The 20,459-nt window shown below is 46.9% G+C and carries 16 protein-coding genes and 1 tRNA gene; 8 read left to right on the top strand and 9 right to left on the bottom strand.

Annotated elements, in window-relative coordinates; translation table 11 throughout:
• Positions 1-99: 99 nt before the first annotated feature.
• The 4 genes from QUA62_RS15530 to QUA62_RS15515 all read right to left on the bottom strand — a co-directional run bounded on the left by QUA62_RS15530 (position 100) and on the right by QUA62_RS15515 (position 6,230).
• Positions 100-1,563: an RtcB family protein gene (locus QUA62_RS15530; protein WP_333405213.1), complete on the bottom strand. Its 1,464-nt coding sequence runs from the start codon at positions 1,561-1,563 to the stop codon at positions 100-102.
• A gap of 287 nt (positions 1,564-1,850) precedes the next feature.
• Entirely contained in the window at positions 1,851-2,765 is a 915-nt protein-coding gene (locus tag QUA62_RS15525; RefSeq protein WP_333405211.1) for a glycosyltransferase family A protein, read from the bottom strand.
• 722 nt (positions 2,766-3,487) lie between these two features.
• Positions 3,488-5,323 carry an APC family permease gene (locus QUA62_RS15520; RefSeq protein WP_333405209.1) on the bottom strand — a complete coding sequence of 612 codons (1,836 nt, stop codon included), beginning with the start codon at positions 5,321-5,323 and terminating at the stop codon, positions 3,488-3,490.
• Between the two features lie 67 nt (positions 5,324-5,390).
• The gene (locus QUA62_RS15515; protein ID WP_333405207.1) at positions 5,391-6,230 is read right to left on the bottom strand and encodes a prephenate/arogenate dehydrogenase; all 840 of its coding nucleotides are present in this window, start codon (positions 6,228-6,230) and stop codon (positions 5,391-5,393) included.
• A gap of 38 nt (positions 6,231-6,268) precedes the next feature.
• Between QUA62_RS15515 and QUA62_RS15510 the strand changes: the two genes are divergently transcribed.
• The 6 genes from QUA62_RS15510 to QUA62_RS15485 all read left to right on the top strand — a co-directional run bounded on the left by QUA62_RS15510 (position 6,269) and on the right by QUA62_RS15485 (position 13,111).
• Positions 6,269-7,831, top strand: a complete 1,563-nt coding sequence (locus tag QUA62_RS15510; protein WP_190662306.1) for a pentapeptide repeat-containing protein — start codon at positions 6,269-6,271, stop codon at positions 7,829-7,831.
• Positions 7,832-7,927: 96 nt separating this feature from the next.
• Positions 7,928-9,490 (top strand): pentapeptide repeat-containing protein, encoded by a 1,563-nt coding sequence (locus QUA62_RS15505; RefSeq protein ID WP_190662308.1) that lies wholly within the window; start codon positions 7,928-7,930, stop codon positions 9,488-9,490.
• Positions 9,491-9,568: 78 nt separating this feature from the next.
• Positions 9,569-11,098, top strand: a complete 1,530-nt coding sequence (locus QUA62_RS15500; protein WP_333405205.1) for a pentapeptide repeat-containing protein — start codon at positions 9,569-9,571, stop codon at positions 11,096-11,098.
• Between the two features lie 22 nt (positions 11,099-11,120).
• Positions 11,121-12,629, top strand: coding sequence for a helicase C-terminal domain-containing protein (locus QUA62_RS15495; RefSeq protein ID WP_333405203.1), 1,509 nt, complete (start codon positions 11,121-11,123; stop codon positions 12,627-12,629).
• A 65-nt stretch (positions 12,630-12,694) separates the two neighbouring features.
• Entirely contained in the window at positions 12,695-12,907 is a 213-nt protein-coding gene (locus QUA62_RS15490; protein ID WP_333405201.1) for a DUF2839 domain-containing protein, read from the top strand.
• A gap of 132 nt (positions 12,908-13,039) precedes the next feature.
• Positions 13,040-13,111: transfer RNA gene (locus QUA62_RS15485), tRNA-Val, on the top strand.
• Between the two features lie 223 nt (positions 13,112-13,334).
• Here QUA62_RS15485 and QUA62_RS15480 read toward each other — a convergent pair.
• From QUA62_RS15480 to QUA62_RS15470, 3 genes are all read right to left on the bottom strand, one after another.
• Positions 13,335-13,709 (bottom strand): hypothetical protein, encoded by a 375-nt coding sequence (locus QUA62_RS15480; RefSeq protein WP_333405199.1) that lies wholly within the window; start codon positions 13,707-13,709, stop codon positions 13,335-13,337.
• 707 nt (positions 13,710-14,416) lie between these two features.
• On the bottom strand, positions 14,417-14,782 hold the full coding sequence (locus QUA62_RS15475) for a hypothetical protein (RefSeq protein WP_333405197.1): 366 nt from the start codon (positions 14,780-14,782) through the stop codon (positions 14,417-14,419).
• Between the two features lie 301 nt (positions 14,783-15,083).
• Positions 15,084-15,362, bottom strand: coding sequence for a hypothetical protein (locus tag QUA62_RS15470; RefSeq protein WP_333405195.1), 279 nt, complete (start codon positions 15,360-15,362; stop codon positions 15,084-15,086).
• A 69-nt stretch (positions 15,363-15,431) separates the two neighbouring features.
• Between QUA62_RS15470 and QUA62_RS15465 the strand changes: the two genes are divergently transcribed.
• Positions 15,432-16,382 (top strand): DNA polymerase beta superfamily protein, encoded by a 951-nt coding sequence (locus tag QUA62_RS15465; protein ID WP_333405193.1) that lies wholly within the window; start codon positions 15,432-15,434, stop codon positions 16,380-16,382.
• A 45-nt stretch (positions 16,383-16,427) separates the two neighbouring features.
• Positions 16,428-17,189: a nucleotidyltransferase domain-containing protein gene (locus tag QUA62_RS15460; protein WP_333405191.1), complete on the top strand. Its 762-nt coding sequence runs from the start codon at positions 16,428-16,430 to the stop codon at positions 17,187-17,189.
• Positions 17,190-17,373: 184 nt separating this feature from the next.
• Here the strand turns inward: QUA62_RS15460 and QUA62_RS15455 are convergent, their stop codons facing one another.
• Positions 17,374-18,159, bottom strand: coding sequence for a hypothetical protein (locus tag QUA62_RS15455; protein ID WP_333405189.1), 786 nt, complete (start codon positions 18,157-18,159; stop codon positions 17,374-17,376).
• A 509-nt stretch (positions 18,160-18,668) separates the two neighbouring features.
• Positions 18,669-20,423, bottom strand: a complete 1,755-nt coding sequence (gene cobJ, locus QUA62_RS15450) for a precorrin-3B C(17)-methyltransferase (protein ID WP_333405187.1) — start codon at positions 20,421-20,423, stop codon at positions 18,669-18,671.
• Between the last annotated feature and the right edge of the window lie 36 nt (positions 20,424-20,459).

Here is a 20,459-nt window from a genome sequence, read left to right as displayed (position 1 = left end):
GCATGGGGCAGCGGAAATAGGGCCGAGAATTAAAAATTAGTAGGGTGCTCCGCGCGCACCTTACCCTTGTTTAATTTTTAATTCTCAAAAGCCCCGTTCCTAGGCTTTAAACGTTAACACTGGCTTCATTTTAGCGACTACACCAACTATTTGCGCCTCAACCTGAACGTCAATTACTGGTTGAATTGGCTTGTAAGCTGCCGGTGCTTCTTCGATTCTGCGTTCTTCGCGCCAGGTAATGCAATCTACGCCGGTTAATCCCAAAGCGGAGTCAGTTTTGTCAGCACCAGCGCGACTCATATCGAAGCGCGATCGCGCTCTGCCGGCACCGTGAGAAGCCGATCGCAAAAATCGATCGTTCCCCTTCCCAACCAGCAAATAAGAGGGCGCGCCCATCGAACCCGGTACAATTACAGGCTGGCCGGAATGTGCGGGACAAGCGCCTTTGCGCGTTACCCAGCCGGCACCTTCAGCTAAGGTAATATTGTGAGGCAAATCGTATACTAACGGCGCTTCCACATCGCCGAAAACTTGCCGCAAACGCCAGCGCAGAACTTCTGCTAGCAGCAAACGGTTGATAAAACCGTAGTTAGCGGCAGTTGCTTCCGCTTGCAGGTAGCTGCTCACAAGTTCGGGATTTGCTGCGACAGACAGCGGAAAAAGCCGGGATTCAGGATGTTTCAGAGTTTTCGGCCAGGCCTCGCAAGCTCGATCGCGCCACATTCCGCCGATATATTTGCCGACATTCCGCGAACCCGAATGAATCATGAAAGCGATTTGTCCCGATCGAACTCCCCAAGTATAAGCCGTAGCTCGATCGATAACTTCCTCAACCACTTGAATTTCGACAAAGTGATTGCCGCCACCGATGGTAGCTAACCCGCCATCCCTGACTAGGCCGTCATTTGGGACTAATTCTTCGGGAGCCCATTTGACATCGCCATTCATGGAACCGCCGAGGAAAGTGCGATCGCACTCTGTGGCCAACTGCTCGAAATCCGAATTTGCCACACTGCCAGTTGCGTTGTCCACCATAGCATCCAGCCATCCGGGAATCCCGTGTTGGAACATCGCGCGAGCAGTTTTTGCAGTCATGCTGACATCGCGAGTACCGAAGAAATAATCGCCTTTGAGCAATTCTACAAATCGATCGCGCTGACTGAGGAATTGTTCGATCGACAAATCCGCAACGTGTAACCGCATCCCGCAGTTAATATCGGAACCGGTAGCCGCCGGAATCACCATTCCTGCTGTTTGGACGATCGAGCCGATCGCCACTCCCGCATCCCCCGGATGGAAATCTGGAGTAGCGCAAGCGCGGCAAACGCAGCCGCCTTGAGGGTGTCGAACATTCGCCAAATTTGCTAACTGTTTGAGCGCCTTTGCTTCCACAGGAAAATCCTCTGGGAGCAAAACTTCTGCTGTTGTAGCAGTGGCATCTTGCCAGTATTCTTTCAGAGAACTATTGAGACAAATCGAGTAGACTTTATTGTCGTAACTAACATCAAGACCTTGCCGAGACAAAGCTCGCAAAAGCCTGTTCAAGTTTTTTGGCTGCTGCATAAATAGTCTCTTGGGGGTTGCTATGCAACCCCCAAGAGTTGAAGAGATGTTTGAGGGAACAAAAGACTTGGGTTCAGCAGCCGCAATCTTTTTCAAGATAAGTTGAAAGGCAACTTGTCTCATGACTAAGTTTATGACATATCATTGCTGCCCTGTCAACTTAACGATCTGCCACCGCCAGGGCTCCACTATTTGCGAACCTCTTCCCTGTTCTGCTGTTTTTCAGCGATGTCAGCACATCTCAAAGCTCGTTTCCTATCTTTTTTTATTAAATTGAAATTAGCTAACTAAGCGTTGGGCTCACTTTTCCAAGAAACCAGACTTTTTTTCAAGTCCCGCCAATAACCCCCAAGTTTTGTTTCTCCGAAAGCCATGCGCATTGTCTGAATCATGCTGCTTCTTACAGGTGGCTTTCCGTAGTAAAGAAATTGACTGATGTCTTTAGTAAGGCACGGATTCATGAAAGTTTTAACATCTTCGCGAGCCAAATATTTCTCCCGAACCTCCTGCAAATATTCGTCTTGAGCATTTGTGTGAAATACCGTCCAGCTCGGATCTTCCACCTTACACAAAGTATATTGGTTGTGGGCCTCCATATATGCGATAAATGCTTCTTCCAGCAAATACCTGCCAAACTTGTGTTCTCCCTGAAATCCTGAAGCAATATATTCACCCGCACATTCTTCCATGACTGCAACGAAGGTACTGCGTTTCATCAAACAAAAATTGATCGTGCAGGCTTGAATGAAGTACCACCCTGGCCAAGCGTCGAAATGTTTAAAGGTTCTATTAAAAGCTCCGCCGACTGCAAAAATTTCATCTCGATCGAGATAATCGATCGCTTCCTCTAACCAACCGTCGTGACCTTCTCTGTAAGGTAACGTGTCAATTTTGAACCACAATACATACGGCTTGCTAGCGATTGCTCCCGCTGTATACTCCTGAATAAAACATCTCTCCTTGTCATTGTCTTGATGGTGCGGTGCAATGATTTGCAGCTTATCAATTAAACCCTCTTGATACAGTTCCCAATAAACTTTTTGAGTGTCGCTATCGCTGCCACCGTCCACAACAATAACTTCCCCTGGTTTGCCGCCTAAAAACTTAAACCAATCTAGGAGAATCTCTCTATAGGCTAGCCCATTGCCAAAATTGGCTGAAACCATCGACACTTCGCTGAGTTTGCTTAATTGCTGGATCATAATTTATTTCCTCAAGGAATATAGCTTTTGCTGGTTCCTTAAAACTTACTAAAATTTTAGAGGATTGTCAATTTTAAATAATATCATTACCGTAAAAATACTGAGACTTTTACTGTGTGTTTGATAAAATTTGTAACAGCAACAGTTCGCGATCGGACTCCTGCGCTAATAAACGGGGTTTTTTAACCTAGTCCTGGACGCAAAAAACCCGGTTTCTTCCGCGCCGATCAGCTAGTCGGTGGACTTGTAAAGTTAATACATCACTTACGCACAGAAACTTAAGAAACCGCGTTTTTTAACCGATATCTCTCGCGCTACACGGAGGATTGTGGGGTCCAATAAACCCGGTTTCTCCGATAAATCTTAGGTTGAGCAACAAAGCCTCCAGAAAGAAACCGCTGACGGGGTGACAATGCAGATGAAACCTTTATGGGCAAAGCGTTAAGGCTCCTGAACCTCCAAAAAGATATCAGCGATTATTCCTGGGCTCATTGACAATTATGATAGTAGCGATCACCGCCGCTCCTTATTCTCCGTTATCTACCCCCGAAAAAGTCGCGATCGCACGCACATATCTTTTTTGAGGCAGAGCAACTCAAACCCTTGTCTAATATGTCTTTCAACTTGCTTGTCACCCCGTCAGAAGAAACCGACTTGCTGCGCAAGTCCTAAATAAGTTTGTTTGACAGTCGAAAAAGAGCCAACTTTCAACTAGAGTTCGCTTAAAGATAATATCTAACCGTTGTTACAACCCGACTTTTTTTAGCCCGCAAAGCCGCTTTCAAAAAGAAAGCAGTTTGATTGTGCAGCAGTCCCTCCCACCAATTTCGCGTCACAAAAGCCGGAATGATCAGCGTTAAATATACTCCCGGTCGCTGCTCTTCAAACAAAGTCAAAAAGTGCGTCAAAGCCTCACCAACAGAACGGTAAGGCGATTCGAGAATTTCCAAAGGAATGTCAGACTGCAAATCTTTCCAAGCTAATTGTAATTTTTCTCGATCTGTCAAACCAATATCTACGTGAACTGCCACAACTTCATCAGCAATTAAACGAGCGTAATCAAGGGCCTCGAAAGTTCCCCGGTGCAACTGCCCGACTAACACCACTGCCGGATGTGTCACCGTCTTAACTTTAGGTCTGCGAAGATAAGACCTCGGTTCTATTCCCTGAATGCTCAACCGAGCCGCGACATACCGATAGTGTCGGTGAATAGCTAAAAATAGACTGACTACGATCGGGATAGTTACTACGACAACCCAAGCTCCCAAAAGGAATTTTGTAGCGAGAATTACACCCAAAACTCCCGTTGTTGCCACTGCACCAATACCGTTCATCACAGCACTAACTTGCCAACCTTTACCTCGTTCCTTAAACCAGTGAATTACCATTCCCGATTGGGAGAGAGTAAAAGAAGTGAAAACTCCAACCGCATACAGGGGGAGCACCGCGCTCGTATTGCCTCGAAAGATGATAATTAAAAGAGCAGCGCAGAAGCTGAGCAGATTAATGCCATTAGAATAAACCAGGCGATCGCCCAACAGCGACAATTGCCTGGGCAAGAACCCGTCCCGTGCCAAAAAATAACAAAGTCGCGGAAAATCCGCATAACTCGTATTCGCCGCCAACAGCAAAATCAACAGAGTTGCGGCCTGCAAATAGTAGTAAAATATGCCGACTCCAAAAATATCTTTTCCTAAGATAGAAAGGAGCGTTTCATGTTCGTTAGGAATCACGTGATAAATATTACCCAAGTAACTAATTCCCACAAACATCACTCCCAGAATTACCGCCATATAGGTCAAAGTCAGGCTCGCATTTTTCCATTCAGGAGGCTTAAAAGCTAACACCCCGTCTGATATGGCTTCAACTCCTGTCAGGGCAGTACAGCCCGCTGCAAAAGCGCGCGCCAGCAGAAATAATCCCAAAGGCTCCTTAGCCGGAATATTTTCTAAGGTCTGGAAAACCTGACCTGTTGCCTGTTGATATAAACCCGTGCCAATCAAGATAAAAATTACCACGATAAACGCATAGGTAGGAACCATAAATATATTGCCAGATTCTCGCACGCCCCTGAGATTGGCAAACATGACTAAGACAATAAAAAATAAACACAGTTCCACTCTATACGGTTCCAATCCGGGAAATGCTGAAGTTAAGGCCGCAACCCCAGCCGAAATACTGACTGTTACAGTTAAAATGTAGTCAATCATCAGTGAAGCTGCTGCGACCAAACCGGGAGAAATACCTAAATTTTCTCGCGCCACAATGTAAGCACCGCCGCCGTTGGGGTACGCTTTAATTGTCTGTCGGTAAGACAGCGCCACGATCGCCAACAGTAAAATAATAATTCCAGAAAGAGGCAGCGATAAACTCAAACTACTACTCCCGGCTAGTAATAGCACCAGCAGAGTTTCTTGAGTAGCGTAGGCAACAGACGAAAGTGCATCTGAAGCCAGAACAGCTAGTCCTGCAGCGTTGCTTAGGCGTTCATGAATAGATGCGCTAGTGGGGAGAGATTCACCTAGTAAAAATCGCTTGAGTCGAGAATAAGTGTACATTGAAACTCAATATATAGGCATCCACAAATCATAATCGAGACGGGGAAAGTTTTAAGTATTTTTTGGCTCACAATTTGTAATTTTGTCTCGCTTGTTGAGTCAGCTTCAGCTTGTGTTCGAGAGCTTGCCAATTTTCGGCTGCGATATCGGTGATGAACTCGTCAAGACTGTCGCGGTAAATAGAGAGCGATCGCAGCAATTCCTCTCGATTGTACTTTGCCACCATCACTCCCAGCTCGGGATTGCCACCGCCAACGCGGCTCGTATCCCGGAAACCAGAACTCGCCAAATGTTGGGCTAAATTAACAATATCCCGATCGCCCTCTCGATCGCAGGCAGCAACCAGCGTCGCGCTCGCCATTAGCGGCAAATGAGAAATCCAAGCCACAGCTCGATCGTGTTCTTCCGGCTCACATCGGTAAACTTTAGCACCCAGTAACCGCGCAATTTCCTCAACCTTATCCACCGCAAGCGCCGGCGTCTGGGGAGTCGGCGTCACCACGTAAGGCCGCCCGACAAACAAATCCGGCACCGCCGCCTCGATTCCGCTTTCAGCAGTCCCCGCCATCGGGTGTCCCCCCACAAAGTTCGGCCACAGAGAAGACACAGCCTGCACTATGGGTGTTTTTACGGAACCGACATCCGTTACAATAGTATCCCGGGAAAGATAGGGCACCAACTCTCGGACGATCGGCTCGATCGACCCCAGCGGCGTGCAAATAAAAACTACATCGGCTGCTGCCATTAGAGACAGGTGTATGCTGGCTTCATTGACAACACCGCGAGCTTGCGCCCGAGAGCAAGTCTGCAGCCGACTGGAAACCCCAAAAACATTAAACCCGCGCGATCGCAAATCCAGCCCGATCGAGCCGCCAATTAAACCCAGTCCTACAATACCGATATTCATAGCAATAAAATGGGGATATTTGATACGGTGCCGCCCCCATGACAGTCGAGGAACTCCTGAAAAAATATGCCGCCGGAGAAAGAAACTTTGCCGGAATCAACCTGACTGAGGCCAACCTCAGCGGCGTCAACTTGAGCGGAGCCAACCTCAAGGGTGCGAATCTGAGTGTAGCAAACCTGAGCGGAGCCAACCTCAGCAAAACCAACCTCATCGGTGCCAAACTCAACATTGCCAGACTCAGTGGCGCCCATCTAGGCGGCGCCGACCTCACCGACGCCGACCTCAACGTCGCTTACCTAGTGCGAGTTGACCTCAAAAAAGCCATACTGATAGGAGCGAAACTGATCAGAGCCGAACTCATTCGAGCCGAACTCAGCGGCGCAAACCTCAGCGGCGCAAACCTCAGCGGCGCCACCCTCACCGAAGCCACCCTTCGAGGAGCCAACCTCGCTCAAGCCAACCTTCGAGGCGCTCATCTCAGTGGCGCGTGCTTGACAGAAGCCAACCTCGAACAAGCCAACCTGCAAGGCGCCGACCTCAGCCGAGCCGACCTCAGCGGCGCAGACTTGCGAGGCACAGAACTGAGACAAGCCAACCTCACTCAAGCCGTACTCAGCGGCGCCGACCTCAGCGGCGTCAATTTGCGCTGGGCAATCCTCAGCGGCTGCAATCTCCGCTGGGCCGACCTGAGCGAAGCCAAATTGAGCGGTGCCGACCTCAGCCGAGCCGACCTCTGTCACGCCGACCTGTCAAATGCCAGTTTAGTTCACGCCGACCTGACAAATGCCTATCTAATCCGCGCCGACTGGATTGGAGCCGACTTAACCGGAGCCACCTTAACCGGAGCCAAACTCCACGCAGTTTCGCGGCTCGGCATCAAAACCGAAGGCATGACCTGCAAGTGGGTCGATCTCAGCCCCAACGGCGACCACAGCCAAATTTACTGGTTGAACTCTGGAGGAACCCACGAATTTTTTCACGAAACCTTGCCCACTGTTCGGATTGTGATTGACTCGCCCTTAGACCAAGGCGCTCATTTTGCCCTAGCTGCAACTTATTACCAAATTGCCCAACAATACCCGAGTTTAAGTCAGCCTCCCACGATCGAAGTCAGCTCCAGGCGCACCGTACTCGCCTTTAAAATGGACAGCGACGATAAATTATTTGCCACCGCTTACGTTGCCATCATTCCTTTTAACGATGCTGCCATAACTCAAAAAAACCTAATTGCTTTGATGAAAATGATTCAATCCCACGATGCAGGTAAACTTAACGTCAAGGAATCAAAACACGTCCAGTTATGCAGCAAAGCTCTCAACCAAGCTATTAGCAAAGTAGACCAAATCAAAATTTCCAGTTCTTTTCCAAAAATCGGCGAAAGCATCAATTTTTTTCAGATTCCTACACAGATGATCTTAATTAATTCGCGCGACCAAAGACTCAGCGTATATCACCACCCAGGCTTCGGCAAGCGCCTGATTAAAAAATACGAGCCGAGCAACTCAACCTCGGGTAAGTTAGCCGAAAGCACAAAATTAGGTCAAGCTAATATCACTAGCATTTTGGATTTTATAAAAGGCTTCCATAATATAGATGTCTAGGCATATTGCATCAAGTTACAAAAAATGCTTATTCTAGTTTAAAGGTTGGCACAACAAAGCTTTGTTCTAGCTAACACATCAGGGAAATTGAAAAGCATGGATGCCCAAGAACTCATCACCAAATATGCCGCAGGAGAAAGAGACTTTACTGCTATCCTCCTTTGCGAGGCAAATCTCAGCAGGATCGATCTCAGCGGGGCTAATTTCAGTGAGGCAATCTTGAGCCTGACTAACATGAGCGGCACCAATTTGTCAAACGCCAACATGAGAAAAGCCAAACTCAATGTTGCCAGACTCAGCGGTGCCAATCTCTACAAAGCCAACCTCAGCGGCGCTATCCTCAACGTGGCAAACTTGATTCGAGCCGACCTCAGAGAAGCCCAACTCGTCGAAGCTACAATGATCAGATCCGAACTGATCCGAGCCGACCTCAGCAGTGCCAACTTGACCGGTGCAAATCTCAGCGAAGCAGATTTGAGAGAAGCAACCCTCAGAGAAGCCAATCTAGAGCAAGCCGACCTCAGCGGGGCTCACCTGAGAGGCGCTTCCCTAATAGCGGCCAACTTGGAACGGGCCAACTTGCACAGAGCCGACCTCAGCAGGGCAGACTTGCGAGGAGTCAACCTCTGCAATGCCGAACTCAGACAAGCTAATCTGTCTCAGGCAAACCTCAGTGGCGCTGACTTGCGAGGCGCTAATCTCCGGTGGGCTGACCTCAGCGGGGCGAACCTGAGCGGTGCTGACCTCGATGAAGCGAGATTGAGCGGGGCCAACTTGTACGGGGCAAATTTGAGCAATGTCAACCTGTTGAACGCTACTCTGGTACACGCGGATTTGACTCAAGCAAATTTGATTCACGCTGATTGGGTGGGCGCAGATTTGACGGGGGCGGCTCTGACGGGGGCAAAAATTTACGCGGTGTCTAGGTTTGATGTGAAAGCAGATGACATTACCTGCGATTGGGTTGACCTCAGTCCTAACGGCGATCGCAGCCACATTCAGCGCTTTACCCCAGAAGAATCTCAAAGGTTTTTCAATGCTACACCACCGACAGTTCAAATTATTGTCGATCGACCCCTCGACCCCGATGCTAACTTTGTCCTTGCAGCTACCTACCGCCAAATTGCCCGTCAATACCCTGCTTTGAGCCATCCTCCCAGTATCGAAGTTAATTCCAGACGCACAATCATATCATTTAAAATAGAGCAGGACGAGCAACTATTTCCCACAGCTTTCGTTGCGATTATTCCCTTTAGTGATGCAGCATTTACTCAGAAAAATTTGATTACTCTGATCAAGATGATTCAACCCCAAAGTGGTAATAACCTGGGCGTCAGAGTCTCAAATATGGTAGTGCAATTAAACGTAGCTCTGACCAAAGCAATGAGAAAAATAGGGGAAATGAAAATTCAGCCGATTCGCCTCGATCGCGAACCGATGTCAAGTTTTTTCCAATCGCCTACCCAAACTGTACTGGCTAACTCCAGCGCCGAAACTTTGATGATTCACTATCACCCAGATTTTGGCAGAAACTTGACAAATTTGCCCGGAGTCAACAAAACGTCTATCAGTCCTGGAATTAAAGCCCAAAGATTTACCACCCCGCCGCTAAATACGGTCATTGAGTTTGTCAAAAGCTTTTATCAGCTCGGTGAGTAAATACTATAAATTAATTTGATATCATTTCTATTCATGCCATATAAAAGTTAGCCAATTGCCATTTCATTAAAGAAAAAAATGGAAGCTGAAGAACTGCTCAAACGATTTGCACTCGTCAAGAGATACACAGAAGGTGACAGAGATTTCACAGGAATCAACCTGAATGAAGCTAATCTCAGCCGCATCAACCTCAGCCAATCAATTTTAAGGCGGGCTAGCTTATTTGTAACCAACCTCAGCGGCGCTAACTTGAGCGACGCTAACTTGAGCGAAGCTAACCTGAATGTGGCGAGACTCAGTAGCACTAATCTTTCGCGGGCAATCTTAAACGGGGCTACTATCAACGTAGCAAACTTAGTGAGAGCCGATTTAAGTGCAGCTCAATTAATCCGAGCATCCCTGATTAGAAGCGAATTAGTCCGCTGCGAACTCAGCAAAACTAACTTCAGCGGCGCTAACATGACTGAAGCAGATTTAAGAGAGGTAAAACTGACGGAAGCTAACCTGTCCGGTGCTAATCTTTCCGGGGCAAATCTCAGAGGTGCTTCGGCTTCTTCAGCTAACTTTCAAGAAGCTAACTTACACGGCGCAGATTTGACGAAAGCAGAACTTAGCGGGGTCAATTTGAGCAATGCCGATATGAGACAAGCTTCGTTGCAACAGGTGAATCTCAGCAGTGCCAATTTGAGCGGAGCTAACCTTAAATGGGCGGATTTGACGGGAGCTAACCTCAACGGCGCCGATCTGAGCTGTGCTAAATTGAGCGGAGCTAACCTTAACGGAGCAGATTTAAGAAATACTAATTTAGGAAGTGCTAGTTTCGTTCACGCTGATTTGACAGAAACAAATTTGATTAATGCAGATTGGGTGGGCGCTGATTTGAGGGGAGCAACTTTAACAGGAGCAAAACTGTATTTGGTTCCTAGGTGTGGGATCATCGCAGAGGATATTACTTGCGAGTGGGTTGACCTCAGCCCTGCAGGCGATCGCACTCAGATTCAACAATTTAATTCGCCGTCAGAATCGAGAAAATTTTTAAATCACACGCCTGGGTTAGTGCAAATTGTGGTTGACGCACTTTTAGACTACTCAGCAAACAGCACTTTAGCAACAGTTTACAGCGAAATAGCTCGGCATTACCGGGCAATGAATTTTCCTCCTAATATTGAAGTCGGCTACCGCCGCACAACTCTAACTTTTAGATTTGAGAGCGATGAGCATTTATTGCCAGCAGCTTTTTTAGCGATTCTTCCTTTTAAGGATGCTGTACAAACTCAGAGAAATATTATAGTTATCGGGAAAAATATCGAAAGTCAAAATTTGGAAGAGAAACGAATAGTGCAGTTGCGTAAAGCATTGAGTACAGCTACAAATAAATTAAACGAGTTGATAAATTTTGTCTCTAATATATCACGGGTTAGTCAGCCCACAAAGTTTTTTGAGTCACCAACCCAAACTATTTTAATTAGTTCGGGACAGGAGAGTTTGATGGTGAATTCTCACGGGAATTTTGGGAAGGGAGGTGCAACTCATCAGGACAGTAAGTTCAGTTTGCCTCTCGGTCAAAAAGTAGTTGATTTTCTGGCCAGTTTTGATTATGTTGAGTGAGAAATATCAATTTTAAAACCGATTGATTGAGGTAGAAGTCCACAACTCGTTGCTCCGCTTCCTGCGATCGCACTCCGAGCCGCACTGGCCACACCATTTAACGATGGCGCGGCTCGTGGCGCGGGCTTTGCGCTTGGGGCGCAGCGCTCTGATCCAAACAGGGCTTCCCGCTGGAGCTTACCAACAGCGGTATCGAGTCAGCTATTTGATGCCGATTTTGATGTGGCCGGAGCCTGTGATTTTAGTGGCGCCGACACCGCTGATCGAGCATTTGAGAGCCGTGGAAATTCCGCGTTTGCAAGAGTGGCTGCAAACAGAGGGGTCGATCGAGACTTATTCGGATCGTGCCACTGGGCGAGGATTGATGCTAGCAGATCCAGAGTCTTGGCTGGCGGCTCGCTTGGCGGGGAATTCGCAACTGCACAGGAATATTCCGACAATTATTGACGGTGTGGATGACTTGGAAGTTTGGACGCGCCAGCAATTGACGGCGGGTTTGCAACCGGCTGATTGGAATGATTTAATGCAATCTCAGCCTTTGGAAGCCGATGCAATCCTTCAAGGGCGGGTAATGCTAACGCGGGCTTTCTTTCGGCATCCGGCGAAACCAGAGGAGTGCTATTTGCTGGAAACGGCAGAGCAAAATATTTTGCAGGGGCTGTTTGAAAAAATCGAGCCAAACCCCCTAATTCCGGCTGCTTGGAGCAATTTTTGGCAGCGGTGGGAAACAAACGGAAAACTGCGGTGGGCGGAAATTCATCGCGAGGCTGGGTCATTTTCTCTGTACTGCGCGCCGGTGCAGGTGGCTGAGGTTTTGAGCAAAATTTGGGACGATCAGCCGGTGGTGTTGATTGGCGGGGCGGTGGATGTGGAACCGAAGGCTCCGATTTTCCGGGAAATGCTGGGACTGCCAGAATTGACGAGCGTTAAGTTTTCGCCCGATCGACAAAGCGAATTAATTCAACTGTACATTCCCAACTGGCTGCCGCTGCCGAATACGCCGGAATTTCAGGGTGTTTTAATTGAAGAAATTCGGACTTTGCTGTTGATGAGCGCGTCGGTGGCCGGTTTAACGGTGCTGATTGTTGGTGATGTACCGCTCAAGGCTCGGCTGGCGGCGATTTTGGCTTCTGAGTTCGGTTCTCGGGTGCAGGTAGAAAAGACTGATGTGGGCGAGAATGCGATTTTGGTGACGGGGTGGGAGTTTTGGCGGGAACATCAGGGAGAATTGAGGGCGCCTCACTTGCTGGCGATCGCAACTTTGCCGCTACCTTCTTTGGAGAATCCTTTGGTGACGGCGCGTGTGGCTTATTATAAGGAACGGCGCAAGGATTGGTTTCGGTTGTATTTGCTGCCGGCGGCGCTGAATGAGTTGCAGCGGGCGATCGCGCCGGTGCGAGAACGCCAAGGGGTTGTGGCGATATTCGACAGCAGGGTGATTCACCGCAGTTACGGACAGCAGGTTTTAGCGGCTTTGAGTCCTTTTGCGAGGATTGATTATTTGGATACGACTTGGCTGACGCAGGCTTGAGATGACCTGTTGGCGTATAATTTGGTTAGGTATCCAGTTGAAATCTAATTTAGTAGACAAAGATTATGGGTGAATCTAAGCGTCGCAAAGAGGCGATCGGCGACGAATACGGTAAAGAAGAACGCATCGTTTCTTGGCTGCCAATCACGAAAACCCAAAGCGAAGATTTTGTCAAGTGGACAAGTCGCGGAAGCTGGATCGGGATTGGTCTGTTGGTGGCTTGGTGGGTGCTAGTGCGATTTGTCGGCCCAGCGGCGGGTTGGTGGCAGGTTAACTGATGATTATTTGAGTGCGATCGGGCAAAAGTGCGATCGCACGTTATGTCGAGTTTAACTCTGAAACCAGCGGCTGATTTTTTTTGGCAATTTTAGTTGCTAATTGGGAGTCAGTATGTTATGGTAGTTATCTGCGGGCGATTGGCACAGTGGTAGCGCGCTACCTTCACACGGTAGATGTCGCAGGTTCAAATCCTGCATCGCCCATATTCTCAAAAGTATATCTATCAAGAGTTACAGGGATTTAGCTCAAACTCGTGCTTTTTTTTTCTGTGCTTTCTATCAATTTTTTCTCCGTTTTCTACAATTTTAGGATTTACGCACGGGTGGCCAGAAACCGGGTTTTTACGAGAATACTTCGTTGTGACCCGCAGATTTGTTAAAAAACCCGGTTTCTTTCTCGCAGTGCGTAAGCTAACAGTAGGGTGCGTCAGGGGGAAATTCTTAGTTTGTTGTCGTCACATTCTGCCCTGACGCACCCTACAACTTCTTGAGCCTCGTCGCCGCACCAGATAGATATTCCCACGACCGGTTCCCAGTGAAATTCTAACTCTGGAGAATTTTCGAGCTGAGCAAGTGCTCGGTAGAAAGTTGATTTTGGTATGTTAAAATACTCGTAAAATTCGCGTGGTTTCGGGATATTTAGCTTCTGGCCATTTGCGCTATAGATTTTGGTGATGGTGTAAATAAAGCCCGCCGTCGTCAATAACCGGTGCTCATATAATCTGATTGCATCTTCCAAGGAAATACGATCATATTGCTTTTGTTCGGGTAATTGGAAATGTGGTACGATCATCTTAATCAAAAAAATAATTTACTGATGGCAACCGTTGGTAGCGGTCGTTTTTTTAGGCTGCTTGAGAAGATTCTAACAGTTAAGCCTTTCGCGACAACTTGCAGCACCTGAAATCAACACTAAGTTGCTGCGATCGCACAAGCCCAATTTTTTATTAAGACAAAAACTGGGCTTTCTGTCGTAATTGTAACTAATTTGCTAGATTTGATGTAACCTATGTCCAAACGATCGCCCAAAACGCCCTTCTATACTACACATATGCTACAGTAATTGTAGCTCGTGTGCCCGCAGGAGGTTTCCTCATGGCCAATGCCAATCTTTCTCAAAATTTCCACTTTAAGCGTACTAATTGGCATATCAAAGCCTAAATTACCTGACACAGTGAAACTTCCAGCCTTTTCAGCGTGTTTAAATTAACGATGACTGTCCTTTGTTCTAGCTAAATATCCACCATCATCTTCTAACATTTTAATAACTTGTTTAAGTTGCCTTTTTTATCTATAAAACTCATCAAATCCGGCACTTTTATTCCCATAATATGCTTTAACTTCAGCAATCACTTCCTTGTAACCTGGGCCCCCAATCAAAAACCTCATCCTGCTTTGGGTTGGAGAATCCCGACGATCGTAATCTCTCCCAAATGGGGCCAACTGGCGATTGAAGTTCGGCGCCAGCGAGCACAATTTAAAACCAGGGACTTGTGAAACCTGATTTTACTACCTTTTTTGAGTGCAAGCGTAGTTCAGCACCTTTTTTTGAACTTGATTAGGGGGAAAGTACGCTTCTCGATATCTTTCATAGACTACAATTTTTCCTGTTTTAACGCTTCCCTCTGCTAGTCTCTGCATCATCCGAGTTTGGCAATTAGCCGAGTACAGCACGTATTGTTTTGAGTTCGTCCTCACATCAAAGGTAATACGAGCGCCTTGTCTATTTATGGTGTTAGTTCCTACATACCAAAAATCATTATTAATCTTTGTTCCAGGAACAGGTTTCCACACAACGTCTGAAATGGCCGAAGCTCTCATTGCTAGACTTAAAACTCCAAGCGCAGCCACCAGTGTTAAAGAAATAAATTTCATATCTCTCCTATTGAATTTAAAAAGTTAAGCTGCTAACTCTTCAGTAAACTCAATCAACTCATCCACTTCTGAGTAAACCAGCGTTCCACAGCCTCTTCTGGAAACTGATCCAACGGTGCCTCATACAAATCCGGAACTCCAACTGTCGCTTCTTCAAAAACACATTCTGCAGCGCCTTTAAAAACCGAATCAGATTGGCGTTAAAGTGCCGTTGGCCAATAAAATACTCAAAATTCCGCCTTACCACTTCCTGATAATCCGGCAATGCCTCAATCTCGAACAACTCTCGCAGAAATGATAATTAACTATTCACCTTCAGATTAAACGCCTTGCGAATATTCGACTCCGAAAAATGCAGGTTCCCCCCGCCCAATTCTTGCCTCAGAGTACGTTCTAAGGCCACCAGTTGCAAGTCCCTCACTGCTTCCCCATTGCGAATTGCTGCAATTGTCGGGTGAGTCTCAAAAATCTCCAATACCTTCGCCTCAACTCCCTGGCGATATTCCTCTTTGATAATTAGACAATTTTCAACAAGGTCAAATCCGCATGAAGCGAAGCTATCCCGAAGGGAATCGCCCAAAACTTGCCTTGGATACTACACATATGCTACACTAACATTGTAGCTCGTGTCCCCGCAGGAGGTTCCCTCATGGCAAATGCCAATATTTCCCAAAATTTCAACTTAATCCTGCCCGCAGGAACCCAAATTGTCACCCGAATCGAGGTCAAAAAGCCCGCCAGCGACCAATCTTGGAAACCGGGATTAGTAGGTGTCATCGTTCAATCGCCTACCGACAATTCCCACGCATATTTAGTTAAACTCCCAGACGGAACAGAAGTTAGTCTGCGGCGGCACGAACTCAGCATCCGCAAGCAGTTTCAGAGCGAAGGATTGCAGTCAGGAGGAGATTTTCTCGCCGAATACAACCTCTATGATTCTGTAATTTACCGCTGCATTCTTGGTTCGAGAGCCTACGGTCTTGATAACGAGCAATCCGATACAGACAGACGCGGGATTTACCTGCCGCCTGCAATACTTCATTGGTCGCTTTACGGCATTCCAGAACAATTGGAAAACAAGGAAAATCAGGAATGCTATTGGGAACTGCAAAAGTTTCTAGTTTTGGCACTAAAAGCTAATCCAAATGTGCTAGAATGTTTATACACGCCTTTGGTAGAAACGGTTTCTCCGGTCGCACAAGAATTGCTGGAAATTAAGGAAATCTTTCTTTCTCAATTGGTTTATCAAACTTACAATAGCTACGTTTTGTCTCAATTTAAAAAAATGGAGCAAGACCTCCGCAATACCGGGGAAATTCGTTGGAAGCACGCGATGCACTTAATTCGCTTGCTGCTGTCAGGAATTACTGTCCTCAAGGAGGGGTTTGTGCCGGTTCGCGTCCAGGATTATCGATCGCAACTTTTATCGATCCGCAACCAAGAAATATCCTGGGATGAGGTGAATCGCTGGCGGTTGAGCTTGCACGCTGAGTTCGATCGCGCTTTTGCTGCAACTAAGTTGCCAGAACGTCCTAATTACGAGAAAGCGAACCTGTTTTTGATTAAATCTCGTAGAGGTGCGATCGAAATCGGATATTGAAATCGCTTCTTGTGAAACAAAGCCCGCCTGCATGGACTGCAATAAATGACAGAATACATCTCGAATCTCGCCCAAATTATCTCCGTTCAACCTTATCCGCTGCTGTTTGCGACTGTCAGCGGTTCGCACTTATACGGCTTTCCTTCCGCCGATTCTGACTTCGACTTGCGGGGAGTACACATCTTACCGCTACCGAAAGTAATTGGACTGATTTCTGCTGAAGAAACAATCGAAGTGTCGGAAGTTCGGGATGGAATGCAACTCGATTTAGTAACTCACGACATCAAGAAATTTTTTGAGATGCTGTTGAAGCGCAACGGCTACGTGCTAGAACAACTGTATTCGCCGCTGATAGTTTACAGTACAAAGGAACACGAGGAATTAAAGGAGCTCGCCTCGAACTGCATTACCAAGCACCACAGCCACCATTATCTCGGTTTTGCTAAAACTCAATGGAAATTGTTTGAGAAAGAACGCCCGCGTCGGGTTAAGCCGCTGCTGTACGTTTATCGGGTGTTGCTGGCTGGGATTCACTTGATGCAAACGGGGGAAGTCGAGGCGAATTTGGTGAAACTTAACGAGAAGTTCCAGTTGTCGTATATTCCTGATTTGATCGATCGCAAGCTGGCTGGGGAGGAAAAATCAGTGCTGGAAGATACAGATATTGAATTTTATCAGCAAGAGCGCGATCGGCTAATTAATGTATTAGAAGAGGCAAGTTTTACAAGTCATTTGCCGTCAAATCCTAATGCAAAGGTTGCTCTTAACGATTTTCTGGTAAAGGTGAGGATGTCATCTGTGAACTAAGCTGTTCCACCTCTAATTAGTCTTTTAGTCCACCAAGCAGCCTATATATTAGTCGTTTTGTGCGCCGAAGATCGCATAACCTCCAGTCCAGGACGCATCAGTACCAAAAAAACTGGGTTTTTTATTCGGATAAAAAGCCATAATGCAGTATTTTCGTCGTCCATTAAACCCGGTTTTAAGTGATTTACCTTGATATATTTGTGTTGGCTGGTTCGCTAAGGGCAGGTATGCCGATATTTTGATGCTCGGTAGCTGGTGAGTTTTTTCCTGGTATGTAAATATTCCAACTTACGCCGCCTAAATATGTCTTGATATAGGAAATCAATCCGTGGATAAATACAACGATGCCCAGCATTTCTAATGACTCTTCAAGGGTCGCTACTATCAGGTAGGGTACACTCTCCATCCCCGTGGTAGAAAATAGGTATCCCCCTGGAAGTTCCATGCCGATTGCTCCCCCAATATAAAGAGCGCAGGCTCCAACAAATAATTTTCTTGTAGCAACAGGAAGGTGAAACACAAACTTACTATAGGATAATAGAAATATCGCTACCAGAAAACCGAACGGCACAATCCAAGTAAAGTAAAGAAATCCTGAGGCATTTAGCAGGCTTCGCATCGGATCTATAAAACTTTCGTGCAATTGACCAGCTTCATCTAACGATAAATATAAAAATATGAATGATAAAATTTTCCAGTGATTCTTGTAGCGATCGCTATCCAAATTTTTCGCATAGGCGATCGTACCCAGCAAGAGAGAACTAAACAGCAATGCCAAAAATGAGTAGAAGGTTGGAACGTTCCGCTCGGCATCAACGTTAAATACTTTTGCAAAGTACTCTCTCAACGGGTATTCCGGCAAGTAGTACAGACTCATCTGACTTAAGAAAGAGAGTACAGCTAGACAGGTCACCACTCTAAGCAAAAATTGGGTTACAGCCCCAGGAGCTAAAGGAATTTGGAATTTCATGTTCTTTTAACTGTTATTTTAAGCTTTATTTAAGGAAAGTGTATCAAAAGAAAAAAAGAATTCGGTCTACCCAAAGACACAAAAGACTCCTGCAGGTGAAAGCCTCTTTTTGTAACCTTAGGATTATTGTAGGATTAAGGAATTTAACCGACCTCGATCGCCCTTGATTTTAGGGTGGCTATATAATAATAAAAAATTTACTGACAACTAAATTATATTTCTCCCAAAATGAAGCTGAAACCCTTACTAGGGTTGAGTCTAGTTCTAAATTCGCTCAATGTCTGCGAGAAAAACTCGGCTTCCGGAAGCCGAGAACCCTCATTACCGAGGATTTTTGTAATCAAATATCGAGAGTGACAACTATGAGATGAAATAACAGGCCGATCGCGATCGAGTGATTCGCCATTATTTGTTAAGCTAGACTCTCCCCAGGAAACTCAAAATATTTCCTTGTCAAAGTCATTTAGCTTTCAATCATTTACTTATTTCCAAAGTTTTTGCTGCTTTACTTATTTTTCGTACCTGCGCGGCGTATAAACCCAAACATCTCCATATTTGCGGGGAATAATCCGAGTTTGACTCGAACCGACAATAACTAAAGTTCTCATGTCGGCGTCTTGCGGCTGGAATTCGCCGAGGGTGCAAACGCGCACAGATTGACCGGGCCGGCCGAGGTTTCGCCCAAGTATGACGGGGGTTTTAGGATCGCGACTTTGCAACAAAATATCGATCGCCCTTGAGAGTTGCAAAATCCGCTCTTTCGATATGGGATTGTAAAATGCCATAACTAAATCGGCCGCAGCAGCAGCCGCAATCCGCTGTTCTATGACCTCCCAAGGCTTGAGAATATCCGAAAGCGAAATCACGCAAAAATCGTGTCCGAGGGGTGCTCCGATCGCAGCAGCGGCCGCCTGCATGGCTGAAATGCCCGGTGCCACCCGAATATCGATGCCTTGCCATTCGGGTTTGGCATCAAAGTCGATCGCCTCAAACACCGCCGCCGCCATCGCAAAAATACCCGGATCTCCCGACGAAACGACGGCGACAGATTTGCCGGATGCTGCTAAATCTAGGGCAAAACGCGCGCGATCGATCTCTTCGCGGTTGTCGGAATCGTGCCGCTTTTGTCCTTCGCGCAGGCTTCCGGCTAAGTCGAGATAGAACTTGTAACCCACCCAATCCGTGGCTTCGCGCAGAATTTCCTTAACTTCCGGGGACATCCAGGGCGCGCCTCCAGGGCCGGTACCGACGATCGCCAGTTTGCCGCGGCTAACTCCGATCGCCCTAGCATCAAAGGGTTGGGTGGCCAGGGCGATCGCGCAATTCACGGATAAAGTGCGATCGCATTCGATTAACTGACTGTTTGCACCTGCTGCTGTCATGGCAATTTGTGCAGCCTTATTTTCGATGAATTCAATTGAGTCTAATTCGACAAGTTCGGAGAGATTGAAAAAGCGGATGGGGACTTTAAAATATTGTGAAACTGCTTCAAGTGCCGGATTTCCCATCTCATGTTTTAATGCAAAAAATCCAGCAACAGAAGCTGCTGCTAAATTAGTTTTTGCCAGTAATTCCTGCACGCAATACAGGGCTATTTCTGGCTGAATATTCGATAGATTCGCGAGTGCAACTGCTGCAATTTGCGGATGGTAAACCAAACAATCTGGCGTCGGCGCAATTGCTTTTTCGGTGACGCGGATAGTTAATTGGGCGTCGGGGGCGATCGGCAAATTGCTCTCGGAAAGCCAGCTTGCAGCCCCTTCTAGGCGTACTTTTGCCCCGGCGAGCAAATTTGAAATAAAAGTCTTCGCGTCCTCTGGATTCGCCAAATAATAGCCTTGGGGAGGACTCAGCAACGCGGTGCGAAACCGAATATCTCCGGTGGTGGTAATTGCAGGTTGTACGCCGAGGGCTGCTGCAATCTCTCTGGCCAAATCATTAACGCCGTGCAAACCGCCCAGCAGCGGTACGACGGCGCTTCCGTCTTCTGCGACGGCTAAAACTGGCGGTTCGGCGCGTTTGTCTGACAGCAGCGGGGCGAGGGTACGGATGATTATTCCGGCGGCGCAGATAGCGATTATGGGGGTTTCTGTTGCAAACAATTCCCGCAATGTTTCGCCGAAGTTGCTAAAGTTGATGTCTGTGTCGGAAGTGCGATCGATTAAACCGTAAATCTGGGAACCGGGGAAATGTGCGGAGATTTTTTTTGCGATCGGCTGGCTGTTTTGACCTAATATAACTATTGCGGGAGGAATTCGATTCACTGTTTTAATTATGCTTGTGTTTGGATTGGTCTGATT

Source organism: Microcoleus sp. MON1_C1 (genome assembly GCF_036701945.1).
In the GTDB taxonomy this organism is placed as follows: Bacteria; Cyanobacteriota; Cyanobacteriia; order Cyanobacteriales; family Microcoleaceae; genus Microcoleus.
This window is presented reverse-complemented; position numbering and strand designations above follow the sequence as displayed.